This window comes from Candidatus Acidulodesulfobacterium sp. H_13 (assembly GCF_048541835.1).
GTDB lineage: Bacteria > SZUA-79 > SZUA-79 > Acidulodesulfobacterales > Acidulodesulfobacteraceae > QIJE01.
The window spans coordinates 35033-60894 of record NZ_JBLEOY010000002.1 but is presented as its reverse complement, the minus strand read 5'-3'; the positions used below and the strand labels follow the sequence as shown (position 1 = coordinate 60894).

Genomic DNA, 25862 nt, shown 5'->3' with positions numbered 1-25862 from the left:
AAGATGAATAACAATGTCGTTGAAGTAAAAAATCTCACCAAGATATTTAAAAGGGTAACATACAAACCTTCGTCATTAAAAACTCAGTTTGTCGGATGGATAAATAAAGGATTCAGGGGAACAAAAAAACCTACATTAACCGTTTTGGACGATATCTCATTCAATGTAAAAGAAGGTTGCACATTCGGCATAATGGGGAAGAATGGAGCGGGGAAAAGTACCCTGCTAAAACTCATATGCGGCATTATCTCACCTACTCAGGGAGAAATAATGACAAGTGGGAAAATAACACCTCTTTTGGAGCTTGGTGCAGGCTTTAACCCTGAGCTTACGGCAATGGAAAATATTCTAATAAACGGCCTTATGCTTGGGATGCAAAAGGAAACAATAGAATTGCGATATGATGAGATATTGGAGTTTGCAGAATTGGGCAATGTTGCAAATGAACCCATAAGGACATTTTCCAGCGGCATGTACATAAAGCTTGCATTTTCCATAGCCATAAATATAAATCCCGACATAGTCATTTTAGACGAAATCATGGGCGTCGGCGATGCACATTTTCAACAGAAGAGCAGACAAAAGATTATTGAGTTCAAGGAAAAGGGTAAAACGCTCATAATAGTAAGCCACTCTCCAGATGATATAGCAAATGTGTGTGATGAGGCAATGTTCCTCGAAAACGGTAAAATAAAAGAGTTTGGCGATCCTCGTAAGGTAAAAAACGAATATATAAAAAGTGTATAAATTCATATTTGGATGGCAATATTTATGAAAAAGGCTTTAGTTACAGGCATACGTGGTCAAGACGGAGCATATTTGGCGAAATTACTCCTAGAAAAAGGTTACAAGGTATACGGTGCAGATAGACGCAGCGGCAATTCGGGTAATTGGAGAATAGATGAACTCGGCATAGGAAAAGAAATAGAAGTTGTTTACATGGACTTGTTGGAGCTTACAAATATAAGGCACGTCATAGCAGAGATAATGCCGGATGAGGTATATAATTTGGCAGCTCAGAGTTTCGTAGGTGTGTCGTTTGAACAACCAATGCTTACATCGATGCAATGGGCGTTTTGAGGGTGCTTGATATCCTGCGTGATGTCAACCCTGAAGCTAAATTTTATCAGGCTTCAACATCTGAGATGTTCGGTAATGCCAAAGAAATGCCACAGACAGAGACAACATCGTTTCACCCCAGAAGTCCATATGCCGCCGCCAAGGTTTATGCGCATCATATCACGGTAAATTATAGAGAATCATACAATATGTTTACCTCTTGCGGCATACTGTTCAACCACGAATCGGAACTTCGTGGTCTTGAATTTGTGACAAAAAAAACTACACTGGCCGTTGCAAACATAAAATATGGCTTACAAGACAAACTGATTCTCGGCAATTTGGATTCGAAGAGAGATTGGGGTTATGCATCGGATTACGTAAAGGGTATGTGGCTTATGCTTCAACAGGATGAACCTGACGATTATATCTTGGCAACTAACGAGATGCATACAATAAAAGAATTTGTCGAAAAAGCATTTAAATTTGCAGGCTATACAATAGGATGGCAAGGTGCAGGAGTAAACACTAAAGGCATAGACAAGAAAACCGGCAGAGTATTAGTAGAGGTCTCAAAAGAGTTTTATAGGCCGGCAGATGTGAATGCTCTTATGGGGAACGCAAAAAAAGCCCATGAAAGATTAGGATGGGATCCAGAAATCAAGTTTAACGACCTAATTGAAATTATGATAAAATATGATTTAGAAAAACAAAAGAGATCACTTAAATTATAAGCTTAGAGTATGCCATCCTTGCTCAAAAAAAACAAGCCTTAATATAGGTTTCGGAATAGGCAAATATAGGAGTTTTTTGTTTATGAAAAAATTTATTGTCATCGTCATTTTATTTTCGATATTATCAGTATCTATCACGTATGTACCCGCATAAACGGGGACGATTACTTATTTTTCACCTGCAACTAACCTTCAAAACACAGATATTAGTTGGCTTAACAAATCGCTGAGGGTTAAAAAACTTTATGTTGTAATGTATTTTCTTTTACCAATTATAAAATCGCAAGGGATCTTATCCACTTAGCACATAAGGGGGTTAAGATTTTTATATACAGGGATAATAGGCAGATGCGAGATAGAACCGATAGGACATATATTCTTGCAAATGTGAAAAATATTTACATAAAAGCCAAGAAGGACGATGGTTTTTGGAATATCATGCACAATAAAATGTTTATAGTTCCCGGCATTGTATTTAGAGAGGGTTCGGCAAACTGGTCACCATCGGCCGAAGGGGCATCGTGCTACGATGGAAATTGCGGTCCATCGGAAAACCGGAATAACAATGCAACCTAATATAATAAACAAAAAAGAAATAGATAACGCTTTACGAAACTTTTATCGTATATGGAATAGAAAATCGAATCTTGATATTAACTGAGGATAAGAAGTTTTAACCTAATTATTTTACCAATGTTTTTAAAACTGGACTGGGTTGAGAAGATGAATCTTTACGCAGAAAAGAGAATTAAATTTCTCTTTATTATTGATTATAAAATAGACCGCCCCATAGTTTTAAAATTGTCCGAACTAAACAGATCAAACGGTTTTTATATCAAATATTCCATAGACGGAGCAAAAAACTATAACAAAGATTCTATCGGCAGCTTAAAAATACCAACGACGCCTTCGACAAAAAAGAGTTTAATATTCAAAAATATCCTATTCCATTTGAGATTTATAAAAAAGCGTTCAACAATGTTATAAAGAAACAGGAAAACGGCGATTCATACCTTTTAAATTTGACCTTTAAAAATCCCATTAAAATAAATTTTAGCTTGGAAGAGATATTTCTAAAAAGTTCGGCGCTATATAAACTTTATTTCAGGAATGAAGAGAGTGAGTTCACTCTTTTTTCTCCAGAGATATTTATTAATGTAATAAGGGACAGAATTTTTACTTATCCAATTAAGGGCACACTTGCAACAACTACCCCAAATGCGAAAGAAACGCTTTTAAATGATGAAAAAGAAAGGGCTGAGCACTTGACCGTTGTTGACCTTTTAAGTAATGATTTAAATATCGTCTGTTCCGACGTGAAGGTTAATAAGTTTTGCTTTATTGACAAGATAAAAACAAATTCAGGTGAGTTATTGCAGATGGTGTCCGAGATAGAGGGTAAAATTAAGCCGGGCATGGCGCATCGTTTAGGCGATATTCTTTTTAATATACTACCAGCAGGCTCTATATGCGGAGCCCCAAAAAGAAAAACATTAGAGATTATCGAGGAGACCGAATTAGATGATAGGGGTTATTATACCAGGGTTTTTGGAATATATGATGGAAAAAATCTTAAAAGTTCAGTTATGGTACGATTTATCGAAAGTAAGGGGTCTAATTGTTTCTATCGAAGTGGAGGCGGAATAACCGTTTATAGCGACATTGAAAGAAAATATAATGGAATGATCGACAAGATATATGTTCCGAATTAAAAGTATCTAAAATTATATGAATAAAGAAGAATTACAGCTTGTGAAATACCTTAAATACTCGGAGACAAGAGTAAGTTCAAAATCATTTCCGCATTGAAAAACGGAGAAAAATGCGTATGCGTTATATATAAAGAGATTGGACTTGATCAGACGCTGGTATCGCACCACTTGTCTACGTTAAAAAATGCGGGATTAATCAGCAGAAGAAAAGTGGGGAGATGGGTTTATTATTTTCTCAATAAAAAGGCATTTAAAAAGATTGAACGTATTTATGGCAATGTACTCGGCGTAAGAAACATAAAGGATATTAAGGGTGTTAATTGTGATGATGGATAAAAATAAAGAAAATAGCGACGGTATCTCGTTAAAGATTTATGATATTCTGCGGGATAAGTACGGACAGATGAACTGGTGGCCTGCGGAATCGGATTTTGAGGTTATGATCGGGGCAATATTGACACAAAACACCGCATGGACTAATGTTGAAAAGGCCATAAATAACTTAAAAACTCACAAATGAAGCACCACGGTAAGCGCGTATTTAGGGCTACGTTTCAAATAGTTGCAATCACAGACAGCATTTTTAGGCTATTTATTTATATCTTTCTCGGTCTTTCAACCCTTAAGGCGCTAAAACTGTCCGCAATTTTAATACCGTCCTTGCTGATTCTTTTTTTAGGCAATAAGTTCCATTTTGCTATAAACCAAAAAACATTTTTCTATCTGGTAATGATCATTTTATCATTTGCGGTAACTGCCTTGATATTACACTCCATTTTCTGATTTAGCATCTGCAAGTGACTAATATGCCATAATAAGTATGGCTCATTGTGCAAAAAACTAATTAAATTTTAGAATGGGTGAATTTATGGCAAAAGCAAAGGCTTTAATAATTATTCTATCCAGCGCGGACGATCTAATAAAAGTAAAATTATCGAGTTTAGCGAACTATGTGACTAATTGATGAGCCTATTATGACCTATTCATCAGGAATGAGCATGAGGCTTGTTTTTTCCATTGCTATCTTTTCAAAACATCAGATACTTATAGTAGATGAAGCTTTAAGTGTGGGGGATGCCCGCTTTATTGCTTAATGCTAAAGCATTAAGAGATAGAAAAAAAGAAAATATGAGTATAATATATGTGTCTCATGATTTAAACTCTTTAAAACTTCTTTGCGATAGAGTTATACTCTTAAATGCAGGAGAAGTAGCTAAAAAGGGGCAACCGGAAGATGTAATAAATAGTTACAATTTTCTCATCTCTAAAGCTAAATGATGAAGAACAAACGATGCAGATAAAAAATACTCAAAACAGTTCTTGTGGAACTTTTGACATTGAGATAATTGAAGTTAATCTAAAAGGTGAAAAATCTTTATCAAGTACTGTTAGTTCGGGAGAAAATGTTACCATTGAGGTTAGTATAAAATCAAAAAAAGAGCTTGATAATATGACGGTTGGGATTTATAATGAGAGAAAAGTTTGGGCAAGATATTTTTGGTACAAATACTTTTCATCATGAGCAGGTGCTAAGTTTTGAAAAAGACAAAACATATACTTGTACTTTTAGCATGCCTTTAAATATATGTCCTGGTCAGTACTCTATTACAGCAGCTGTTCATTCTGAAGATACTCATTTGGACAATTGTGCATATTGGTTAGATCATGCAGAAAAATTTGAAGTGGCAGGTATACAAGGCAAAATATTTGCTGGACTTTGTCGACTTCAACCTAAGATTATTTTAAAAGAGATTATATAATGCTAAAAACGAATATAAAAGATTTATCTGTAAAAGAGATTATGAACAGGATAAAGCAGGAAATTGCAAAGAGAAAAGAACCTCCTGTAAAACCTGAAACTTCAGTGATTCAAAAGCAAGAGAGTTCTATACCTGATGCAGTAACATTTCAAGCCACTATAACTTATCAAGAGTTATCACTACATAATGAACAAGTTGTTTACAAAACTGAAGAAACTTTTGAGATAAAAGAAGTGTACGAAATAGGTGATTTTACAAAATTTGCAGATGAGTCTTTTATAAACAATGCCTATATTGGTATTTTGGGACGGCAAGCTGATATTTATGGAAAAGAGCATTATCTTAAACTACTACGAAGTGGCGAATATTCAAAGGTAGAGATTTTAATCGCCTTACGTTTTTCAAAAGAGGGAAAAAGAAAGGGCGCAAACATACTATGTATTAAAAAACGCTATGTTCGAGCAAGCTTATATAAACTTCCTTTTGTTGGTTATGTTGTCAAATCAATACATATACTGTTTACATTACCAAATTTTTTAAAACGATTCAATCAGTATAGAAAACCATATGGCTTCTTTGCATGATATTTCCCAAAGAAATAGTTTAAATTTACAAAAGAGCCTAAATGATAAGGCAACAGTAGATGAAGTAAATTCAAAACTAGTTAATATAACATCTCAAGTGAAGCATGACTTATATGCATTAGATGCTTTAAAGGCAGAACAAACAAGCTTTGAAACACTGCAAGATGAACTTCAAAAACAATTTGAAACAAAAGCAGAAACTGCACAACTCCAAGAGATATATAATGAACTCACAACTGCTTTAGATGACAAGGCAGAACGAGAAGAACTTCTTAGTTTTAATCATAACATCCATGAAAGCTTAAAACTAAAGGCAGAACATAAAGATTTTGAACTCTACTTACAAACAGTTAACTATGCAAAAGAGTATATTAAACTATCACAACAAAACATGCAAAACCTCATAGATGAAGCAAAAAAACGCTTGCCAGACGAGGTCATAAGTACTCAGCAACTTCAAAAAATAACAGATGAAGAAAAGCATAAGTTTGATACTTTTTATGTAGAGTTTGAAGATAAGTTTCGAGGAAGCAGAGAAGATATAAAAGAGAGAGTTGAAGTGTACTTACCTTATCTTGAAAAACTACCCTTTAGAAAAGAGGAGATTTTAGCTCTTGATGTAGGTTGTGGTAGAGGTGAATGGCTGGAGTTACTTAAAGAAGAGAGCTATAGTGCAAAAGGCTTGGATTTAAACCGTGTTATGGTTTCGAAATCTAAAGCCCTTGGGTTGGATGTCATAGAGTATCTATGTTCATTAGAGAGTGAATCTTTATCTATTATTACCGGCTTTCACATCATAGAGCATCTTCCTTTTGAGGTTTTAATGAAGCTTTTTGAAGAGAGTTACAGGGTGCTTAAAAAAGGAGGAATGGTAATTTTTGAAACACCTAATCCAGAAAATTTGACTGTGGGTGCTTGTAATTTTTATATGGATCCTACGCATATTAATCCGTTGGTACCAATTAGTATTGAGTTTATAATTACAAATCAAAAATTTAAAAATGTTAGTATAAAAAAACTGCATTCACCTGAGAACTTACATTTTGAAGATTCTTTTATTAATCATCAATTTAATGTAGGGCAAGATTTTGCTGTCATAGGATATAAAAAATAATTAAATTTAAATATGATGAGGAATAATGATGAATCAAAAGTACGATAAACTAGTTTATCCGTTAAATTTACCAATAGGATATGTTCACAATGAATTACTTGATTATTTAAAATCTTTTATATTAGATAATAATACTACCAATGAGTTAGAAGGATATTTAAGTGAAGATTTTAATCGCTTCATATACACACTTGATTTAATACAAAATGAAGAAGGTAAGCTACTTGAGATTGGAAGTAACCCTTATTTTAATTCTATTTTGTTAAAAAAATTTAGAAAATATAAAACATATCATACAAATTTTTTTGGAGATGAGTATACTGGTCCTTATATACAAACAATGAAGAGTTCTAAGTTTAACGAAGTATATGATTTTACATTTAAAAATCATAACATTGAAACTAAAGATATACCTTTTAGTGATAAATTTGACATAATAGTACTTTGTGAGGTATTTGAACATTTTACAAATAATCCAATGGATGTTCTATTGAGAATTAAAAAGTCTTTAATGCAATATGGTACATTAATTCTAACTACACCTAATGTTAACAGACTTGAAAATGTTGCAAAAATGTTAGCAGGTAGTAATATATATGATCCTTATTCTGGGTACGGTCCCCATGGTCGTCACAATAGAGAGTATAATAAACATGAGTTACATTTATTATTATCTCATTTAGGTTTTGAAATTGAAATAATGTTTTCATCAGATGTACATGAGAATAGAAGTAATAATTTTTTTAATACTGATATATTATATGATAACTTAAAATTTAGAGAGCACGACTTAGGACAATATATATTTATCAAAGCTAAAAATGTTAGAATTGCGAAACAATGTAAACCTACTTGGCTATATCGAAGTTATCCTTTAAGTGAAATGTGCGTAGAAAAATAAAATGAAAATAGTAATTGATATACAAGGTGCTCAATCTGAGAGTAAATTTCGAGGTATAGGGCGTTATACTTTTTCTACTGCTTTAGCTTTAGCAAAAAATGCAGGAGAGCATGAAATATGGCTTGTTTTAAATTCAGCATTTACGGATAGCATCTCTGATATAAGAGATGCTATTAAAGACTATACTCCTCAAGAGCATATTGTTGTTTTTGATGTTGTGTTACCTGTTTTTGAACAAGATCAGAACAATCAAAATCGAGCAAGAGTAGCAGAACTTGTAAGAGAATATTTTTTAGAACAACTTAATCCAGACATAGTTTTATTAACAAGTCTCTTTGAAGGATTTGTGGATAATGCTGTTACTTCGGTTGGTTTATTTTCAAAAAAGTATAAAACTGCTGTTATTTTATATGATTTAATTCCTTATATGAATCAAGATATTTATTTAAACAATAAAATTCAGCATGAGTATTACATGAGAAAAATAGAATCTTTAAAAAAAGCTGATTTATTATTTTCTATTTCAAAATCATCAAAACAAGAAGGAATTGATTATTTAAATATTTCTGAAAATAAAATAGTAAATATTTCTGCTGCAGTTGATAATGATTTTAAAAAATTAGAATTAAATGATAGTGAAATAAAAGATCTTTACAAAAAGTACAATATTTCACGAAAAATGATAGCTTACGTGCCCGCTGACTTTGATATTAGAAAAAACTTTGAAAAACTGATAGAAGCATATAGCAATCTTTCACAAAATATCAAAGATTCACATCAACTTGTAATTGTAAGTAAAATACAAGAGGGAGATAGGGTTAACCTTTTAGAAATTGCAAAGCAATATGGGTTAAAAAAAGATGAGTTGATACTAACAGGGTATGTGTCTGATGAAGAGCTAATAATGTTTTACAACCTAGCAAACCTTTTTGTATTCCCTTCCATACACGAGGGGTTTGGTTTGCCTGTATTAGAAGCTATAAATTGTGGTGCAGTAGTTATTGGCTCAAATACTACGAGCATACCAGAAGTTATAGGATGCGAAGAGGCTCTTTTTGACCCTCATAGTGCAGAATCAATAGCTTCAAAAATTGAAGAGGTTTTAAGCGATAAAAATTTAAGAAGTAGATTGTTAGATAAGCAACAAGAACATAAAAAGAGTTTTTCTTGGGACACATCTGCTAAATCTATTTTAAAAATTTTAGAAAGTCATGATTTTCAATCTTCTAAAACAGACAACTATCCCAATTACAAGCCCTATGAGCTATTAATAGAAAAGATTACTCCATATGTTTTAGATCATACAGATGAAGATATAAAAGCTATAGCAAATTCAATATTTTATACTCATAAAAAAACTCAAAAAAAACAATTATTTTTAGATGTGTCAGAGTTATGCCAAAGAGATTCGGCGACTGGAATTCAAAGGGTAGTTAAAGCATATCTAAAAGAGCTGCTGATAGAACCACCAAAAGATTTTGATATTATTCCAGTTTATGCTACTGTAGAAACGGAGTATAAATCTGCAAATAAATTTAAAGCAAAGTTTTTGGGTGAAAAAGGAAAAAATATAGAAGATGAACCAATCAAACCACAAAAAGGTGATCTTTTTTTTGGTCTTGACATGCAACACCATGTTCAGTTATCGCATAAACAATATTTTTATGATTTAAAAAATAGAGGAGTAAAAGTCTTATTTCTTGTACATGATTTACTTCCTATAGAGTTGAATGATATGTTTAATAATGATGAACTCAAGCATTTACACGAAGAGTTAATGAAAATGTTTTCCAGATTAGATGGAGTGATATGTATATCTAAAGGAACCAGCGACTCTTATACTAAATGGCTCTCTGAGAAAAAAATAGTGCCATTACCTCATTTTACTAATGAGTGGGTACATAATGGATCTGGTATGAAAGCCTCTAACCCGTCAACTGGACTACCCAATGACTATCAGGGTTTAATAGAGATAATGCATAATAAAATAACATTTTTAGCCGTTTCAACCATAGAGCCAAGAAAAAAACAGGATCAAATTTTAGAAGCTATCGAGGTGTTATGGAAAGATGGTATTCATGTTAATATTATTTTTGTTGGAAAAGGGGGATGGAAAACTGAATCATTCATAAAGAAAATAGTAGAACATGAAGAATATAATCAAAGGCTGTTTTGGTTAAATGGGATAAGCGATGAATACTTGGATTTGATATATAAAAATTCGTCTGCTTTGATTGCGGCAAGTATAAATGAAGGTTTTGGTTTACCTTTAGTAGAAGCAGCACAATATAAAATACCAATTATTGCGAGAGACATTCCTGTATTTAAAGAAATAGCAGGTAATAATGCATATTATTTTAGTGGTTTTGAAGCTGTAGATTTATCAAAGAGCTTAAAAAAATGGATTGATTTATATAATGATAACAAGCATCCAAAGTCAGATAATTTAAAATATAACACATGGAAGGAGAGCACTCAGCAACTATTATTCGTATTGACACAAAATAAACCAAAAAATACGCTGTTTTTAGATATATCTGAACTTATTACAAAAGATGCAGGAACTGGCATACAAAGAGTAGTGAAAAATTTACTTTTTCAACTGCTTAAGAATCCACCTTATGAGTATGATGTTATTCCTGTGTATGCAACAGTTGATGATTCTTATAGATTTGCAGGACGATTTACCTATAAATGTTTAAACCATGGAGATATAGAGATAGAAGACAATTACATAGAATATAAAAGTGGTGATATTTTCTTTTTGCTAGATTTACAACCAGGAGTTCAAATACAACAAAGTTCATTTTATAATAAAATGATGCACAAAGGTGTAAAAGTAGGTTTTATGCTACATGATTTGTTGCCTGTTGATTTGCCAGAGTTTTTTCCTAAAGGGACTAAAGAGGGATTTGAAAATTGGCTAAGAGTTATGTCTCTTTTAGATTTTTCAGTATGTGTCTCAAATCAAACAGCAATTAAATACAAACAATGGCTATCAAACCAAGCAGAATATAAAAAAATAAATATTCAAGTCTCTCACAGTGGCGTAGATATAGGTAATTCTATGTCATCAAAAGGTTTACCTGATAATGCTAAAAGTGTGTTAGATACAATCCAATCTAAAGATAGCTTCCTGATAGTAGGTACTATTGAGCCAAGAAAAGGGCATATGCAAACCTTAAAAGCGTTTGAAATACTTTGGGAAGCTAATCAAGATGTCAATCTCGTTATCGTAGGAAAAAAAGGCTGGTTGGTTGATGAGTTAGTAAAAAAACTAAGAACTCATCCCAAACTAAACAAAAGATTTTTTTGGCTAGAAGGCATTAGCGATGAATATCTTGAAAAAGTCTATAGTACAAGTTCTTGTCTCATCGCAGCGAGTGAAGGAGAAGGGTTTGGACTCTCACTCATAGAAGCAGCACAAAAGAAGAAGCCAATTATTGCCAGAGATATACCCGTATTTAGAGAAGCAGCAGGAGAGTATGCTTACTATTTTGAAAACAGCAAAGACCCAAAGGTTTTGGCAAAGACTATAGAAAAATGGATAGAGTTATATAAAGCAGATAAACACCCTAAATCTGACACTATGCCATGGCTTACTTGGGAAGAGAGTACACAGCAACTACTAAGCTGCTTAAATATAGATATTCATTTAAATAAAAAGGAGAAAATTAAATGAAAAAAGCAATAATAACAGGTATAACAGGACAAGATGCTGCTTACTTAGCAGAACTACTTTTGGACAAAGGTTATAAGGTTTATGGAACATACAGAAGAACATCTTCTGTGAACTTTTGGCGTATAGAAGAGTTGGGTATAGAAAACCATGAGAACTTAGAGCTGATAGAATATGACTTGACAGATCCTGCGAACAGCATACGAATGGTAGCTGACATTAAACCAGATGAAATCTACAATCTTGTAGCACAGAGTAGTTTCGTAGGGGTATCTTTTGAACAACCACTTGCTACTGCGCACATCACAGGATTAGGGTGTGCTCATCTACTTGAAGCTATCCCCGCATAGTATAATACAAAGATAAAGCTTTACCAAGCTTCAACTTTAGAGATGTTTGGTGATGTTCAAGAGATACACCACAAACTGAAAAGACATCATTTTGGACTAGAAGTCCCTATGGAGCAGCTAAAATGTATGCACACTGGATGGTAGTAAATTATCGAGAGTCTTAAATATGTTTGCCTCTTCTGGAATCTTGTTTAACCATGAGTCACCACTGCGTGGAATAGAGTTTGTTACGAGAAAGATTACTGACAGTGTTGCCAAGATAAAACTTGGTAAACTTGACTACATGGAACTTAGTAACATGGATGCCAAAAGAGACTGGGGTTTTAAGACTACATAGAAGGTATGTACCTTATGTTACAAACAGATAAGCCAGATACTTATGTACTTGCAACAAACGAAGTTTTAGATGAATCTCTTTGTCCAAAACCAGCAAATCATTATGGTGCTAGTAAATATGCCATGGAGTCTTTGGTTAGTGGTTATTTTAACAAACTGCCTATAATCATCATCAGACCTTTTAACTATACTGGCGTAGGACAAGCAGATCACTTTTTGATACCTAAAATTGTAGAACATTTTAGAGAAAAAAAGAAGTCATAGAATTTAGTAATCTCAATGTTTATCGTGAGTTTAATGATGTAGGTTTTGTGGGTGAAGTTTATAAGCGATTATTAGAGTCTGATATTGACTTTGAAGTTGTCAATATTTGTTCAAGTCGAGGTATAAAACTTCTTGATGTTATAGAGATGATGCAGATAATTACAAACTATACCATAGAAGTAAAGGTAAATTCTCAGTTTGTACGTAAAAATGAGATAGAGAAGTTGGTAGGTTCTAATGAGAAGCTGTTTGGGCTTATTGGGTATGTTACTCAAAAAGATTTTAGTGAAACGCTTAAAGAGATGTATAAAGGTGATATATAGTGTCTAAAAATAGTTTACTGATAGATGTTATTCCTTTGCTGTCACAACTTACAGGAATTGGTAGATATATCTATGAGATTGCTAAAGTTTTAGAGACTGATGATGCTTTTGATATCTCCTATTTTTATGGCTACTATTCAAAAAACTTAGTAAAACCAGATAATATGTCTGAGCTAAAATCTCTAAAGTCTTTTTTAGTACGAAACTCAGTTGTTAAAAAGCTTGCACGAAAGTATCTAATTTTATTTAGCAAGATATTTGTACATAGGTTTAGCCTGTATTGGGTGCCGAATTTTATTCCCCTTGATGGAATTAAAGCAGATAAAATTGTGAGTACCGTGCATGATTTTTCTTTTTATGTTCATCCTGAGTGGCACCCTCAAGAACGACTTGATTATTTTAATACTAATTTTTATAAAAATATTAAAAAATCTGACTGGATTATTACAGGTTCTGAGTTTTTTAAAAATGAAATTATAGAGTACTTAAAATTTGATGCAGAGAAGATTACTGTTATATATCACGGTGTTGATAATGGACTCTTTAAACGCTATGATAAAAATGTGTTAAGTGTTACGAAGGAAAAGTTTAATTTAGCAGATAATTTTCTTCTTTTTGTAGGAAGCATAGAACCAAGAAAAAACCTTTTAAATACACTCAAAGCCTACCGCCTGCTTAATGATGATGTCAAAGAAAATTATCCTTTTGTTTTAGTTGGATTTAAAGGGTGGAAAAAAAACACTGAAATTATGCAAGAGATAGAAAAAGAAAAAAAATATGTTCGCTACTTGGGTTACTTGAGTGATGAAGAGTTGGCTCATGTTTACAATTTAGCAACTCTCTTTGTCTGTCCATCTCTATATGAAGGATTTGGAATCCCACCATTAGAAGCTATGGCATGTGGAACTACTACAATAGTTTCAAATGTAGCTTCCTTGTCCGAAGCTTGTGGAGATGCTACTTTATATATCAACCCTAATGATATTGAAGATATTGCAGCGAAAATTAAAATGCTTTTAAACGATGAGAACTTGCAAAAAGATTTAACTGAAAAAGGACTAGAGAGGGTAAAACAATTTACTTGGGAAAAATCTGCACAAGCCCATAAAAAAGTATTTGAAAAGGTCTTGAAAATATGAAAATTTTACAGTTTGGAAGATTTTATCCACCTAGTATGGGTGGTACATAACAGGTAATGTTTGAGATACCAGAAGGTGTTGGCAAAAAAGGTTATGTATGTGATGTGTTATGTTCAAACACTGAGGCAAAGTATGTAGAGGACAGGTATGAAAACTATGCAGTTTTTAGAACAGTTTCTTATGGTATATTTTTATCTACATCGATTACTCCGCAAATTATATATAAACTATGGAAGTTGGCTCCTAAGTATAACATCATCCATATTCAAGCACCTGACCCTATGTCGTTCTTAGCACTGTTCTTGGTGCGACCAAAGTTAAAGGTTATCATACATTGGTAATCAGACATCGTAAGACAACATAAAACAAGGAAACTTTTTCTTCCATTGCAAAACTGGGTGTTAAGGTTCGCAGATAAAGTTATAGCAACTTCTAAAAATTATGCTAAATATTCTCCTTGTTTAAAAAACTTTATGGATAAAGTGGAGGTTATGCCTTTAGGAGTAAAATGGTAAGTTTATTCCTGACACGGCTAATGTTGCAAAAATCAAACAAAGATATCACGACGAAAAAATAATCTTTGCCATTGGTCGTTTAGTAAGTTATAAAGGGTTTATGTATTTGGTAGAATCTGCTAAATATTTAGATGATGATTGTGTCATCTTAATCAGTGGAAAAGGGTATGAGGAGGGACGACTTGAGAGTATTCTAAACCAATATAATCTTCATGATAAAGTAAAACTACTTGGCTATCTTAGTGAACAAGAAAAATATGACTATTTGGAGGCTTGTGATATATTTTGTTTACCGTCAATAACAAAAGCAGAAGCCTTTGGAGTTGTCATCATAGAGGCTATGCCTTTCTCTAAACCTATTACATGTATGATTCAGGAATAAGCTGGGTAAACAAAGATGGAGAGACAGGTATTCAAGTAGATGTAGAATCTCCAAAACAGTTGGCTGATGCTTTTAAGAAACTGACAAGCGATGAAGCACTATACAACACTATGGCAAAAAACTCACGAGAAAGATTTTAAAAGCTTTTTACAGCAGAAAAAATGGTTCGATCTACTTTATAGGAGACCGCTTCCTATTTTGTGTAAGTCATTTTACTAATACCAATAGAAGAAGATGCACAACTGGCATTTACATAATTTCATGATATTTAGGGTAAAAAGTACCCTCATATCACACAATCTTAGATCAATAACTGGAATGAAATATTAATTTTTATATGCATGAATGTCCATTGCTGAAGTTCAAAAAGGCTCTAAAATTAGTTTTAAAGTATCAAAAATATTTCCGAAAGAATATGTCGTTACGGTTGCATTGTCAGAAAGCACATAGTTAAATCACATACAACAATATTGAATATATGAGGCAACAACTATTAATGTAATGTCATCAGATAACATTGATGGATGTATTGTGACTTTATATTCAGATGAAGTGGAGTTTACATATGAGCAAATATAATTTTGGGTTAGACTTAGAAAGCAGAAATAGTCTTTCTTTACTTATAGATAGAATCAGGCCAAATAGTACTATTTTAGAATTTGGTCCAGCCAATGGTCGTATGACAAAATATATGAAAGAAAATCTAAAATGTAAAGTTTATGCCGTAGAAATAGATGAAAATTCTGCAAAAGATGCTCAACGATACACAGAAGGTATAGTTGTAGGAAATATCGAAGATTATAGTTGGCAAAATAAATTTAAAGATTTAAAGTTTGACTATATAATTTTTGCTGATGTATTAGAACACCTTTATTATCCGGAAAAAGTAATACAAGGTGTAAAATCATTCTTAAAAGATGATGGAAGTGTATTAATATCTATTCCTAATATAGCTCATAATTCTATATTATTGGGACTTATGAAAAATGAGTTTAATTATTCGCCAATCGGTTTGCTTGATGATACGCACATAAGATTTTTTACTAAAAAAACTTTTGATAAGATTATTTCTAATAATAATTATTTCATTGCATATGAAACAGGGACTTATGAAAAACCTGAAAATACAGAGTTTAATTATAGTTATAGTGATTTTCCGCAAGAAATAGGAAGTTTTATTTCAGAACTTCCATGAGGTGAAGTTTATCAGTTTATTTATGAGCTAAAAACACAAGAAACAGAATTATTCAGTGATTTCAAAACAGAAGAAATGCTATTAAGTTCTATTTCAGTTAATAATAATCAATTGTCTAAAATAAAAAATAGGATTCTTGAACTACAAGAAGAGGTCCAAGAGAAGAACAAATGGGCATTTTCTTTAGATGAACAGATAAAGAGCTTAGAAACAGTACTCAAAGAGACACAAGAGCATAACGAAACCAAAGTTTCCGTACTAAGAAAAATCGTTCAATAGAGTTAAGGAGCGTTCCGTATGAATACAAAACAGGCAGACGCAAAATTGCCGTTAAGGTTGTTGATATTTTCGGTAACGATACAATGAAGGTAATTGATGTTAATGTATAAAATGGAGATATAAATAGCCATATTGTCAAAACTATGAAAAAATTTAAAGCAGGAAATTTTAAACAGCAATTAGAATACAAAAGTTTTACTCCTTCTTTTATAAATCGTGATTTTAATTGGGATGATGAAAAAATTGATGCCTTAAATGGTCAAGCAATGTATTTTTTAGGTGAACTAAATGCCTATTCTGTCTTGATTCCTGATGTTGATTTTTTTATTCAGATGAATGTGGCGAGAGAGGCAACAAAATCAAATATGATTGAAGGAACACAAACTGGAATGGATGAAATTGTTCTGCCGAAAAAAGAAATTGACCCAGAGAAAAGGGATGATTGGAGCGAAGTGCAAAATTATATCAAAGTAATGAATTTTGCGATTGAAAAATTAAAAGAACTTCCATTATCAATTCGCTTGCTTAAAGATTCCCATAAAACACTTCTTTCGGAGTGCGAGGAAAATATAAAACACCGGGAGAATTGCGTCAAAGCCAAAATTGGATCGGCGGCTCATCGTTAGCGGATGCTTTTTTATTCCACCAGGCGCTGATGAAGTTTCTAATCTGCTAAGCGACTTGGAAAAATTTTGGCATAATCTAAAAAATAATGTTCCTGTTTTAATTAAAATAGCTGTTACGCATTACCAATTTGAAACAATTCATCCATTTATAGACGGTAACGGAAGAATTGGACGACTCCTTATTATTTTGCAATTGGTTGATTCTCAAATTCTTACAAAACCAACGCTCTATTTATCCGTTTTTTTTGAAAAAAATAGAGCTTTCTATTGCAATTCTCTCACTATGGTACGTAAATCCAATAATATAGAACAATGGGTAAAATTCTTTTTGAACGGTATCATTGAAACTGCACAAGATGGTATTGAAACTTTTAAACAGATTATTTCTTTGCGTCAAAAATATGATCAAAAAATAATGACCATGGGGGGACGTGCTAAAAATGTGCAAAATTTGCTTTTATTTATGTTTTCTCGTCCGGTTGTAAATACTAAAAATGTAGAAAAGGAATTAAAAATTAGTTTTAATAGCGCAAGTCGTCTGTTAAAAACACTGGCTGATTTAAGGATATTAGAAGAAATAACCGGATTTTCCCAAAACAGATTTTTTGTTTTCGGGGATTACTTAAATTTGTTTAAAAAATAATTATGGCACTGCACAAAAATTTCCCAAAATCATCATATACAATACTTGATCCGGACATTTCCGTACTTATATGAGCTATTATCAAAATCAAGGATTAGATGTTATAATTGACGGACTGTTGTACCCCATGGAAGGTGAGTTTGATAAAGATAAAACATATAGTAATAATGTATTTGGTAAAGGTGATACTATCTTTATAGTTGATGGAATAGATTTATCACTTATAGAAGAAGGAGTAACTGAAGAAGAAGAAAATAAAAAAATAGTTTTAAATATTATGGATTCTGAAAATTCTTTTCTTAATAATATTAGAGATTTGATAGAGTAAAAAAAATCCAAAATAAGGCATAAGGCTGTCAAAGTTGATAAGGTTATTACGCTAAATTATAAATGAAAATTTTAAGGTAAAGTGCGCTTGCGGAGAAGAGTTTGTTGGTGGATACGATTGAAGAGATCCATGCGGATATCTGTTCTAAATGTCATCCATTTTACGCAGGCAAACAAAAGTTCGCGGATAGCGCCGAAAGCAGGCTGTCATTGAGCGGAATAGAATTCATAATGTTCAATATTTGACCGACATGAAAATTATTTATATTGCAAGAACTGCCCAAATCAAACTCCGACGATGACGCACTTGCGTTTGCATTAGACACGGGGGTTAATGTGCGCGGATTGGAACCGTTGACTATAGCAAGAATCACCATCGCACAATCATAACCTCCGGAAGAGACGCATCGTTATCGTTATTTTTTAAACCGACTGAATTCATAATAAATCAATTTAACGAATCCGATTTACTTTTAATACAAAAAGCTATTTTAAGTTATACTTAAATATCTTTTAAAGTGAAATAAGCAAATAAATATAATTATTAATTTAACAAAATTGTGACATAAACGTAATAAAAATTTAAAACAATTTTAACTTGCCAAAACAATCGACTTAAATTATCATATAAGCTACAAATGGCTTTTTAAATTTTATAATTAAATTCTGGAGGTATTACATGGGGAGTCTTAACAAAGCACTTTTGATAGGCAATTTGGGGAAAGACCCGGAGCTCCGCTACACGCCGGACGGTCTGGCGATTTTAAGTTTCTCTATTGCCACTACTGAATATTTTAATGACAAATCCGGCTCTAAAACCGAAAGAACCACTTGGCATAATATTACCGTTTTCGGGAAGATAGGGCAGAGTATCGCAAATTACTTAACAAAAGGAAAACAGGTTTTTATTGAGGGCAAGATAAGAAACTCTTCTTATGACGATAAAGAGGGGATTAAAAGATACAAAACAGATATAGTTGCAAGCAATATCGTCTTGCTGGGCGCCAAGGGCAGCGGCGGCGACAACAATGGCTATGCCGCTCAGAGAAAAAACACCGAAAACGATTATAATCCAGCGGGCAAACAAGAGGACGACGATATTCCGTTTTAAGATATGCTCGATAATAAAGCGTAAATAATTTTGAAGTACTTACGCAAAAAGGCTGAGCTTAAACCGGGCGATCGAGAGGGTACTCGCGGCAAGTGAATCCGGTTGAGGAGAATGCAACATAAAGACTTATCGTATTATAATATAAAAAGGCGTTATACCTTTAATAAAGAGGTATGACGCCTTTTTATATGCAGATGTTGTTAAATATCGTAATACAATGCAAATTCATATGGAACCGGCCTCGTACGAACGGGGATGACGTCATTTTCCATCTTGCGGTCAATCCATGCCCGAACAATGTCCTCGGTAAATACATCTCCCTGAAGCATAAACTCATGGTCCTTTTCAAGCTCTTTTAACGCTTCTTCTAAAGAACCGGGGGCAACCGGGATATTCTTAAGTTCCTCATTGGACAGGGTGAATAAATCACTATCAGTAGGCTTGCCCGGATTAATCTTATTGACTATGCCGTCAATACCCGCTAAAAGCATTGCGGAAAAGGCAAGGTAACAATTTGAAGTCGGGTCGGGCGTCCTATATTCTATCCTCTTCGTCCCAGGAGATTTAGAATACATCGGAATTCTGACGGCAGCGCTTCTGTTTCGTGAGGAATAAACAAAATTGACAGGTGCTTCAAAACCGGGTATTAATCTCTTATACGAATTTGTAGTCGGATTGGTAAGGGCACATAAAGCCTTTGCATGCTTTAATATACCGCCTATATAATAAACTGCCATCTCCGACAATCCGGCATATTCTTTACCGGCAAAAAGCGGTTGTCCATTTTTCCATAGAGATTGGTGAACATGCATACCGGAGCCGTTATCGCTAAAAAGAGGTTTCGGCATAAAAGTAGCAGTCTTGTCGTATCTTCTAGCCACATTCTTAACTATATATTTATACCACATGAAGCTGTCACCCATGGACATTAAAGAATCAAATCGCATATCTATTTCGGCTTGACCACCGGTCGCAACTTCATGATGAGCTGCTTCCACCCTAATACCCACATTTTGCAGCTCTAAAACTATTTCATTTCTGATATCCGTCTGAGTATCAAGCGGAGAAACAGGGAAATACCCCTCTTTGTGTCTCGGCTTATGACCCAAATTAGGCATCTCGTCTCTACCGCTGTTCCATATACCTTCTTCGGAATCGATATAATAATAACCGCTGTTTACGGTCTGATCGTATCTTATGTCGTCAAAAATAAAAAATTCCGCTTCCGGACCAAAGTATATGGTATCCGCAATACCCGTCGATCTCAAATATTCTTCCGCCTTCTTGGCAATGTAACGCGGATCCCTGTCATAATACTTTTCCGTAATAGGGTCCTTAATATTACAAGTCAAAGATAACGTTTTAGCCTCTATAAAATTATCTATTACAGCAGTAGAAGCATCCGGCATAATAAGCATATCCGAAGTGTCAATTGCCTTCCAGCCCCTTATACTCGAACCGTCGAACCCGAAACCCTCTTCGAACGACTCTCTCGAGACTTCACTAACGGGTACGGTAAAATGTTGCCATGTTCCGAGAAGGTCGCAGAACTTTACATCGATAAACTGAACCCCCTGCTCTTCGATAAATTGCATTACTTCGTTTTCCGTCATTTTCCCTCCAAAAAAAATTAAACAATTAAAATTTATTTAGATAATAAAAATCAAAGAGATTCATCTCCCCTTTCGCCCGTCCTTATTCTAACAGCATCATCTACCGGTAAAATAAAAATTTTTCCGTCCCCTATCCTTCCCGTCTTTGCGCTTGACGTTATTGCTTCTACCACGGCAACGAGCCTATCATCCGAAACGATAACTTCGATTTTAACCTTAGGTATAAAATCCACCACATATTCTGCACCCCTATACAGTTCGGTGTGCCCCTTCTGCCTACCGTACCCCTTAACCTCCGTAACGGTAAGACCCTGAATGCCGATTTTGCTTAACGACTCTTTCACATCGTCAAGTTTAAACGGTTTAAATATAGCCTCAACCTTTTTCATCGTTCCTCCCCGTCTAAATTTTTAGCAATAAACATGCCATATTATTGTAAAAGAAAACCCGACAAGAATGTAAAATCAATTATAAAAATGCATAAAAATTACGCAACGACAAAAAAAATGCATAAAAATTACGCATATATTTAATTTCTAAAATTTATATAAGAGAGTTCTACGTCCAACGGAAAGGATTTTAAATCGGTAATGATACTTTGAAGCCCGTTTTTGGATTTAGAACTGACCCTGAGGTGGTCATTAAGATTCTCTATCGCCGCCTTAGGATCGACCTTTTTTATCTCAACTATTATTTTTTTCGATGAATCTTTATTTACACCCTCTTTAATCTCTATCTCTTGACGCATCATTCCCTTCGATGCCTTTTCTTTCTTTTTGAACTCTAAGAACTTCACAGAAACTCCGCGCTTTATGAGCTTTCCTTTTAGTATATCTATGACGGCATCTAATTTATAATCGTCGTCTCCCAGTAATATAATGACATTGTCTTGTCTCTTTATTTCGCTTTTCGTCCCCTTAAAATCATACCGGCCCGTCATTTCTTTTATAGCCTGATTGATGGCATTATCTACTTCCTGAAGGTCGGCTTTGGAAACTATATCAAAGGATGGCATTTTAATCTCCGTCTTAAATTTAAAATTAGTTTTTTTATCGGTTCTATTTCATGATTTCATAATCCAAGGGAAAATGAATGCTAAAAACAGAATCTTTAATATACTCGTTAAGTTTTACGTCTTTATAGAGGAACATTATTATCTGCCCCTGATACGTAATAATTTTCAATGATTCTACCTTAAAATCCTTTTCGTTAAAACCCATATAAATCCTTTTTGCCCTTTGTATCGCTAACGGCTTTAATTCTATCGTTACAGTTCCGGAACCCGAATTTGCCGATACGGCCTCAACTTTAAAATATTTCGTTAAATTACCCAAAACTTCAACGACATTGGGCGGAAACCCGCCCTTTTTCTTTCCCATATTTATAATCGTAACTTTTTTTATTTGATTATTAACGATATAAAGCTCATTATTTTTAAAAATCTGCTTTTTATGAAACGGGTATTCATAAAACCACGTCATACCCTTCCCGTGTTTGTAATAGAAATACCCCTTAAAAACCATATTTTGCGAATAACCAGGTATTATTTCCTTTTGATAAAAATATGCGCTCATTGAATGCACGTTTTTATATCTGTTTTCTATTTTTTTAATTATGGGATTAGACGCCGGAGCGGCATAAGATGTTTGCGCAAAACCTAACAAAAACAAAAAAGGCAGAATTAAGAAATAAATAAAAAGCCTCATAATTATATTATTGCTATTCACCTTAACGTTCTCCTTTTTTTTGCCAATATTCCGTCGTTTTGAAGCCTCTCCATAATCCTCGCCGCCCTGTTAAAGCCTATGCGAAACCTCCTTTGGATATACGATATGGAAATACCGTTCCCGCCGTCGGAGGCTTGAGCCATATCTATAACCTCGTTATATATCTCATCGTCGGGGTCGTCCATAATTATTCTATCAAAATTACCGACATTGTCAAATTCATTTATTAATGTTTCGTCTTTCTGCGATGGAAAATTCTTTTCCTTTATAAATTCCAACACCTTTTTAATCTCGTCTTCGGAGATATAAGAGCCGTGAATCCTGAAAAGCCTATTTTGACCCGGGGGCATAAAAAGCATGTCTCCGTTCCCAAGAAGGTCTTCCGCTCCGTTAGCGTCCAATATCGTCCTTGAATCTATTTTAGAAGAGACTAAAAATGCAATACGGGAGGACATGTTCGCCTTAATAACACCGGTAACGACGTTAACCGAAGGTCTCTGCGTAGCAATTATAAGATGGATTCCACATGCCCTCGCCATCTGGGAAAGCCTTATTATTGAAGTCTCTATATCCTTTGGGCTTGCAAGCATTAAGTCGCTCAACTCATCTATTACGATTACCAAATAAGGCATGCATTTTGAATCCTGTTTCCTGGACATTTCGTTAAACTGCTCTATATTCTTAACGCCTGCAGCCTGTAGCTTTATATATCTTGCTTCCATTTCAGAAACTGCCCACTTAAGAGCGATGTCCGCTTTTTTCGCATCATAAATCACGTCGCTTATCAGATGAGGCAAATTTTCAAACGGGGTCAATTCCAATCTTTTGGGATCAATCATTAAAAAATTAAGTTCTTCATAACTCGCCTTAAAAAGAAGGCTTACTATCAGGGTATTGATAAATACGCTTTTTCCCGCCCCCGTTGCCCCGGCTATTAATAAATGAGGTGCTTTTGCGATGTCGAATGAAATATCGCCTCCGGTCGTATTTTTACCTAGAATTATCGTAAGCAAAGATTTCGAATCTATGAAATCCTTGGAATTTAAAATTTCCGAAAAGAAAACCATCTCCCTTTTATTATTAGGAACTTCAATGCCTATAGCGGATTTGCCCTCAATAACCCCGGCCATTCTCACGGGCTTAGATTTTAAAGCCATAGTAAGGTCTTCCGATAGGGATAATATTTTTCCCACCTTAACACCGCTTACCGGTTCAAACTCATACATAGTTATAATGGGTCCGGGATTTATTCCGGTGACCTTCCCTTTAACTCCGAAATCCATTAATTTTTTTTCGATTAGTGCCGCATTCCCCAAGAGAGATAATTTATCCGGTCTTTGAACGTCTTTCGTTATTTTTTCGATATTAATTAGGGAAATAGGTGGAATTTTAGATTTTCTATCATCTATAAAATCGAATGTTCCGGCCTTCTCCTTAATAGATTCCTCGTTCGCTTCGGTAGCATCGTCTCTTCCGTCCAAGTTATCTATCAGGTCTTCCCTCGGACCGCCGAATAATTCTTTGTTTAGGATAAAACTTTTTTCTCTCTTCTTAAACCCTTTTCTTTTTTCGATTTTTAATTTTAATGAAGAAAAAAATGCGGCTAATTCTCCCGGTAAAACATTTAATTTGAATAATCTTATTTCTTTTATATATGCCTTAAGCCTATTGTAGGCACGATAATAATACCCGAAAAGGCTTTTAAGGCCGATTCTTTTAAAAATAAAATAGATCGAAATTAAAAAAAGTACAAAACCTATTATTACACTTCCGGCTTCTCCAAAAAATTTAAGAAGATAGCTGTAAATCCCCCCACCTATCAAACCGCCGCCGGATGTTATGAATCCATGATATGAAATTTCGGGAAATAACAGGCTTAAAAAAATCAAAGCGGTAAGGAATGCGGTAAAAATTCCGGCATGAAACCGTAAGCTGAATGTTCTATTCAATATCAAGAATATGCCTGCCGATAAAATAAAAAAAACTATTAAAAAAGAAGATATTCCAAATGCGATTAGAAAATAGTTCGACAGAATACCGCCGAAAAACCCGCCTAAATTGATCTCTCGTACAGTAGAAATAGAATATGAATTATAGGTTTCCTGAAGTATATTGTAAGAATAGAGAGATAAAAAGGAATATACGGAAAAAAATACTATCAATACTCCAAATATTATTCTTTTGCCGCTCGACATAATTTAAATAAACTCTTCCGTTCCAAAATATGATTTTAAAGCATTAGGAATCCTTATGCGACCGTCTTTCATCTGGTAATTTTCGATTATAGCAATCATCACCCTCGGAAGTGCAAGTCCGGAACCATTCAGCGTATTCACATATTCTGCTTTAGAGCTTTTATTCCTTTTAAATTTTATATTAGCCCTTCTTGCTTGAAAAGAACCGAAATCGGAACACGAACTTACTTCAAGCCATTCGTTTATACCCGGGGCATAAACCTCTATATCAAATTTTTCGCTGGCGGTAAAGCTCAAATCTCCTGTGCATATGCGTATAAGCCTATGCGGAATATCAAGCCTATTCAATATGTCCTGCGCATCGGCAATAAGACTCAACAACTCCTCTTTTGCGGCTTCCGGAGTCGTAATCTTTACAAGCTCGATCTTGTCGAATTGATGACCCCTTTTTATACCCTTGGTATCCTTACCTGCAGACATCTTTTCCTTTCTAAAACAGGCAGTATAGGCGACATGCTTTATCGGAAGATCTTCGGCATTAAACGTTTCGCTTCTATACATGTTTGTAACCGGAACCTCCGCCGTCGGAACGAACCATAACCCTGAATCTTCGTCTTTATATAAATTATCCGCAAATTTGGGTAACTGCCCTGTTCCTATTAAGCATTCCTCATTAATCATATAAGGCGGATATACCTCTTCGTAATCGTGGTATGTTACGTGCACGTCTAACATAAAATTAATAAGCGCCCTCTGAAGCCGGGCGAACCCTTTTTTTAATATATAAAAACGCGTTCCGGAAATCTTGGCTCCCCTTTCGAAATCTATTAAATCCCTTTTCTGCCCTATTTTATAATGAGTTTCAGGTGTGAAACCGAATTTTTTCTTTTCGTTGAAATACGAAACCACCGAATTTTCAGTCTCGTTCTTACCTACCGGCACATCGCGTCCCGGCAGGTTAGGAACGCTCAACATCAATGCATTAAACCTTCCGCCTACGATATTTAGTTCATCTTCCTGAAACTTAATCGATTCGTTTATCCTTTTTACCTTCGCCTTTTTCATTGAAATCGTTTCTTCGTCTTTTTCGGATGCTATTTCCTTAGAAAGCGTCTTCCTCGCATTTCTAAGGCATTCAATGTCGTATAAGAGCCTTCTTTTAGACTCGTCAAGCTCAAAAATTTCATCAATGGGAACCGAAACAAAAAGCTTCTCCATCTCCTTTTTGACGTACTCTCTCTGTTCCCTGATAAGTTTAATGTCTATCATAATTTAATTATTTTATACCCTGTAT

General features: G+C 34.2%; 26 protein-coding genes and 7 pseudogenes. 25 read left to right on the top strand and 8 right to left on the bottom strand.

Going from position 1 to position 25862, the window contains the following annotated elements; genetic code table 11:
• The first annotated feature begins 3 nt into the window (after positions 1-3).
• The 24 genes and pseudogenes from ACMCNP_RS04745 to ACMCNP_RS04625 form a co-directional block, all read left to right on the top strand.
• The gene (locus ACMCNP_RS04745; RefSeq protein ID WP_419314549.1) at positions 4-747 is read left to right on the top strand and encodes an ABC transporter ATP-binding protein; all 744 of its coding nucleotides are present in this window, start codon (positions 4-6) and stop codon (positions 745-747) included.
• Positions 748-771: 24 nt separating this feature from the next.
• Positions 772-1793, top strand: a pseudogene (gene gmd / locus ACMCNP_RS04740) (GDP-mannose 4,6-dehydratase).
• A 267-nt stretch (positions 1794-2060) separates the two neighbouring features.
• Positions 2061-2369: pseudogene (locus ACMCNP_RS04735) on the top strand (phospholipase D-like domain-containing protein); the annotation flags it as partial.
• Between the two features lie 147 nt (positions 2370-2516).
• The gene (locus ACMCNP_RS04730) at positions 2517-2780 is read left to right on the top strand and encodes a hypothetical protein (RefSeq protein WP_419314547.1); all 264 of its coding nucleotides are present in this window, start codon (positions 2517-2519) and stop codon (positions 2778-2780) included.
• A complete protein-coding gene (locus tag ACMCNP_RS04725) occupies positions 2723-3505 on the top strand; it encodes an aminodeoxychorismate synthase component I (protein WP_419315889.1) in 783 nt (260 codons plus the stop codon). The genes ACMCNP_RS04730 and ACMCNP_RS04725 overlap by 58 nt, the downstream gene beginning before the upstream one ends.
• 54 nt (positions 3506-3559) lie before the next feature.
• The gene (locus tag ACMCNP_RS04720) at positions 3560-3841 is read left to right on the top strand and encodes an ArsR/SmtB family transcription factor (RefSeq protein WP_419315886.1); all 282 of its coding nucleotides are present in this window, start codon (positions 3560-3562) and stop codon (positions 3839-3841) included.
• 67 nt (positions 3842-3908) lie between these two features.
• Positions 3909-4013, top strand: a pseudogene (locus ACMCNP_RS04715) (endonuclease III domain-containing protein); the annotation flags it as partial.
• 578 nt (positions 4014-4591) lie between these two features.
• Positions 4592-4783: a hypothetical protein gene (locus ACMCNP_RS04710; RefSeq protein ID WP_419314545.1), complete on the top strand. Its 192-nt coding sequence runs from the start codon at positions 4592-4594 to the stop codon at positions 4781-4783.
• Positions 4784-4796: 13 nt separating this feature from the next.
• The gene (locus ACMCNP_RS04705; RefSeq protein WP_419314542.1) at positions 4797-5027 is read left to right on the top strand and encodes a hypothetical protein; all 231 of its coding nucleotides are present in this window, start codon (positions 4797-4799) and stop codon (positions 5025-5027) included.
• Positions 4975-5265, top strand: coding sequence for a Wzt carbohydrate-binding domain-containing protein (locus ACMCNP_RS04700; protein ID WP_419314539.1), 291 nt, complete (start codon positions 4975-4977; stop codon positions 5263-5265). The genes ACMCNP_RS04705 and ACMCNP_RS04700 overlap by 53 nt, the downstream gene beginning before the upstream one ends.
• Positions 5265-5849 carry a DUF4214 domain-containing protein gene (locus ACMCNP_RS04695; protein WP_419314536.1) on the top strand — a complete coding sequence of 195 codons (585 nt, stop codon included), beginning with the start codon at positions 5265-5267 and terminating at the stop codon, positions 5847-5849. Before ACMCNP_RS04700 ends, ACMCNP_RS04695 begins: the two co-directional genes overlap by 1 nt.
• Positions 5833-6963 carry a class I SAM-dependent methyltransferase gene (locus ACMCNP_RS04690; RefSeq protein WP_419314533.1) on the top strand — a complete coding sequence of 377 codons (1131 nt, stop codon included), beginning with the start codon at positions 5833-5835 and terminating at the stop codon, positions 6961-6963. Before ACMCNP_RS04695 ends, ACMCNP_RS04690 begins: the two co-directional genes overlap by 17 nt.
• Before the next feature lie 25 nt (positions 6964-6988).
• On the top strand, positions 6989-7864 hold the full coding sequence (locus tag ACMCNP_RS04685; protein ID WP_419314530.1) for a class I SAM-dependent methyltransferase: 876 nt from the start codon (positions 6989-6991) through the stop codon (positions 7862-7864).
• Between the two features lies 1 nt (position 7865).
• Positions 7866-11546 carry a glycosyltransferase family 4 protein gene (locus ACMCNP_RS04680; RefSeq protein WP_475393017.1) on the top strand — a complete coding sequence of 1227 codons (3681 nt, stop codon included), beginning with the start codon at positions 7866-7868 and terminating at the stop codon, positions 11544-11546.
• Positions 11543-12289 (top strand): annotated as a pseudogene (locus ACMCNP_RS04670) (GDP-mannose 4,6-dehydratase); the annotation flags it as partial. The gene ACMCNP_RS04680 and the pseudogene ACMCNP_RS04670, both read left to right, overlap by 4 nt.
• A 63-nt stretch (positions 12290-12352) precedes the next feature.
• Positions 12353-12493: a hypothetical protein gene (locus ACMCNP_RS04665; RefSeq protein ID WP_419315884.1), complete on the top strand. Its 141-nt coding sequence runs from the start codon at positions 12353-12355 to the stop codon at positions 12491-12493.
• A 146-nt stretch (positions 12494-12639) separates the two neighbouring features.
• Entirely contained in the window at positions 12640-12816 is a 177-nt protein-coding gene (locus tag ACMCNP_RS04660; RefSeq protein WP_419314527.1) for a hypothetical protein, read from the top strand.
• Entirely contained in the window at positions 12816-13955 is a 1140-nt protein-coding gene (locus tag ACMCNP_RS04655) for a glycosyltransferase family 4 protein (RefSeq protein WP_419314524.1), read from the top strand. The genes ACMCNP_RS04660 and ACMCNP_RS04655 overlap by 1 nt, the downstream gene beginning before the upstream one ends.
• A 519-nt stretch (positions 13956-14474) precedes the next feature.
• Positions 14475-14852: a glycosyltransferase gene (locus ACMCNP_RS04650; protein WP_419315882.1), complete on the top strand. Its 378-nt coding sequence runs from the start codon at positions 14475-14477 to the stop codon at positions 14850-14852.
• Positions 14834-14992 carry a glycosyltransferase gene (locus ACMCNP_RS04645; protein ID WP_419314522.1) on the top strand — a complete coding sequence of 53 codons (159 nt, stop codon included), beginning with the start codon at positions 14834-14836 and terminating at the stop codon, positions 14990-14992. The genes ACMCNP_RS04650 and ACMCNP_RS04645 overlap by 19 nt, the downstream gene beginning before the upstream one ends.
• A 425-nt stretch (positions 14993-15417) precedes the next feature.
• Entirely contained in the window at positions 15418-16047 is a 630-nt protein-coding gene (locus ACMCNP_RS04640; RefSeq protein ID WP_419314519.1) for a class I SAM-dependent methyltransferase, read from the top strand.
• 422 nt (positions 16048-16469) lie between these two features.
• Positions 16470-17595 (top strand): annotated as a pseudogene (locus tag ACMCNP_RS04635) (Fic family protein).
• A 70-nt stretch (positions 17596-17665) separates the two neighbouring features.
• Positions 17666-17923 (top strand): hypothetical protein, encoded by a 258-nt coding sequence (locus tag ACMCNP_RS04630; protein ID WP_419314516.1) that lies wholly within the window; start codon positions 17666-17668, stop codon positions 17921-17923.
• Positions 17924-18030: 107 nt separating this feature from the next.
• Positions 18031-18081, top strand: a pseudogene (locus ACMCNP_RS04625) (50S ribosomal protein L31); the annotation flags it as partial.
• A 2-nt stretch (positions 18082-18083) separates the two neighbouring features.
• On the opposite strand, the gene ACMCNP_RS04620 reads toward ACMCNP_RS04625, so the two are convergent.
• Complete coding sequence (locus tag ACMCNP_RS04620) at positions 18084-18299, bottom strand: hypothetical protein (protein ID WP_419315930.1); 216 nt, start codon at positions 18297-18299, stop codon at positions 18084-18086.
• A 302-nt stretch (positions 18300-18601) separates the two neighbouring features.
• On the opposite strand from ACMCNP_RS04620, the gene ACMCNP_RS04615 reads away from it, so the two are divergent.
• The gene (locus ACMCNP_RS04615; protein ID WP_419314513.1) at positions 18602-19033 is read left to right on the top strand and encodes a single-stranded DNA-binding protein; all 432 of its coding nucleotides are present in this window, start codon (positions 18602-18604) and stop codon (positions 19031-19033) included.
• A 200-nt stretch (positions 19034-19233) separates the two neighbouring features.
• Here the strand turns inward: ACMCNP_RS04615 and glnA are convergent, their stop codons facing one another.
• The 7 genes and pseudogenes from glnA to serS form a co-directional block, all read right to left on the bottom strand.
• A complete protein-coding gene (gene glnA / locus ACMCNP_RS04610; RefSeq protein ID WP_419314510.1) occupies positions 19234-20646 on the bottom strand; it encodes a type I glutamate--ammonia ligase in 1413 nt (470 codons plus the stop codon).
• 50 nt (positions 20647-20696) lie between these two features.
• A complete protein-coding gene (locus ACMCNP_RS04605; protein ID WP_419314508.1) occupies positions 20697-21035 on the bottom strand; it encodes a P-II family nitrogen regulator in 339 nt (112 codons plus the stop codon).
• Between the two features lie 140 nt (positions 21036-21175).
• Complete coding sequence (locus tag ACMCNP_RS04600; RefSeq protein ID WP_419314506.1) at positions 21176-21661, bottom strand: YajQ family cyclic di-GMP-binding protein; 486 nt, start codon at positions 21659-21661, stop codon at positions 21176-21178.
• A 43-nt stretch (positions 21662-21704) separates the two neighbouring features.
• On the bottom strand, positions 21705-22373 hold the full coding sequence (locus ACMCNP_RS04595; RefSeq protein ID WP_419314503.1) for a LolA family protein: 669 nt from the start codon (positions 22371-22373) through the stop codon (positions 21705-21707).
• Positions 22370-22558 (bottom strand): DNA translocase FtsK, encoded by a 189-nt coding sequence (locus ACMCNP_RS08545; protein ID WP_475393020.1) that lies wholly within the window; start codon positions 22556-22558, stop codon positions 22370-22372. Before ACMCNP_RS08545 ends, ACMCNP_RS04595 begins: the two co-directional genes overlap by 4 nt.
• A 312-nt stretch (positions 22559-22870) precedes the next feature.
• A pseudogene (locus ACMCNP_RS04590) lies at positions 22871-24568 on the bottom strand (DNA translocase FtsK 4TM domain-containing protein); the annotation flags it as partial.
• Positions 24569-24571: 3 nt separating this feature from the next.
• Complete coding sequence (gene serS / locus ACMCNP_RS04585; RefSeq protein WP_419314498.1) at positions 24572-25837, bottom strand: serine--tRNA ligase; 1266 nt, start codon at positions 25835-25837, stop codon at positions 24572-24574.
• Between the last annotated feature and the right edge of the window lie 25 nt (positions 25838-25862).

Excerpts from the sequence above, each read along its gene's own strand:
- ACMCNP_RS04700 (WP_419314539.1), top strand. The coding sequence starts at position 4,975 with ATGAGAGAAAAGTTTGGGCAAGATATTTTTGGTACAAATACTTTTCAT.
- ACMCNP_RS04645 (WP_419314522.1), top strand. The coding sequence starts at position 14,834 with ATGTATGATTCAGGAATAAGCTGGGTAAACAAAGATGGAGAGACAGGT.
- ACMCNP_RS04680 (WP_475393017.1), top strand. The coding sequence starts at position 7,866 with ATGAAAATAGTAATTGATATACAAGGTGCTCAATCTGAGAGTAAATTT.
- ACMCNP_RS04730 (WP_419314547.1), top strand. The coding sequence starts at position 2,517 with ATGAATCTTTACGCAGAAAAGAGAATTAAATTTCTCTTTATTATTGAT.
- ACMCNP_RS04705 (WP_419314542.1), top strand. The coding sequence starts at position 4,797 with ATGCAGATAAAAAATACTCAAAACAGTTCTTGTGGAACTTTTGACATT.
- ACMCNP_RS04660 (WP_419314527.1), top strand. The coding sequence starts at position 12,640 with ATGATGCAGATAATTACAAACTATACCATAGAAGTAAAGGTAAATTCT.
- ACMCNP_RS04640 (WP_419314519.1), top strand. The coding sequence starts at position 15,418 with ATGAGCAAATATAATTTTGGGTTAGACTTAGAAAGCAGAAATAGTCTT.
- ACMCNP_RS04685 (WP_419314530.1), top strand. The coding sequence starts at position 6,989 with ATGATGAATCAAAAGTACGATAAACTAGTTTATCCGTTAAATTTACCA.
- ACMCNP_RS04615 (WP_419314513.1), top strand. The coding sequence starts at position 18,602 with ATGGGGAGTCTTAACAAAGCACTTTTGATAGGCAATTTGGGGAAAGAC.
- ACMCNP_RS04695 (WP_419314536.1), top strand. The coding sequence starts at position 5,265 with ATGCTAAAAACGAATATAAAAGATTTATCTGTAAAAGAGATTATGAAC.
- ACMCNP_RS04665 (WP_419315884.1), top strand. The coding sequence starts at position 12,353 with ATGGAGTCTTTGGTTAGTGGTTATTTTAACAAACTGCCTATAATCATC.
- ACMCNP_RS04605 (WP_419314508.1), bottom strand. The coding sequence starts at position 21,035 with ATGAAAAAGGTTGAGGCTATATTTAAACCGTTTAAACTTGACGATGTG.
- ACMCNP_RS04630 (WP_419314516.1), top strand. The coding sequence starts at position 17,666 with ATGAGCTATTATCAAAATCAAGGATTAGATGTTATAATTGACGGACTG.
- ACMCNP_RS04600 (WP_419314506.1), bottom strand. The coding sequence starts at position 21,661 with ATGCCATCCTTTGATATAGTTTCCAAAGCCGACCTTCAGGAAGTAGAT.
- glnA (WP_419314510.1), bottom strand. The coding sequence starts at position 20,646 with ATGACGGAAAACGAAGTAATGCAATTTATCGAAGAGCAGGGGGTTCAG.
- ACMCNP_RS08545 (WP_475393020.1), bottom strand. The coding sequence starts at position 22,558 with ATGGACGACCCCGACGATGAGATATATAACGAGGTTATAGATATGGCT.
- ACMCNP_RS04620 (WP_419315930.1), bottom strand. The coding sequence starts at position 18,299 with ATGGTGATTCTTGCTATAGTCAACGGTTCCAATCCGCGCACATTAACC.
- serS (WP_419314498.1), bottom strand. The coding sequence starts at position 25,837 with ATGATAGACATTAAACTTATCAGGGAACAGAGAGAGTACGTCAAAAAG.
- ACMCNP_RS04745 (WP_419314549.1), top strand. The coding sequence starts at position 4 with ATGAATAACAATGTCGTTGAAGTAAAAAATCTCACCAAGATATTTAAA.
- ACMCNP_RS04690 (WP_419314533.1), top strand. The coding sequence starts at position 5,833 with ATGGCTTCTTTGCATGATATTTCCCAAAGAAATAGTTTAAATTTACAA.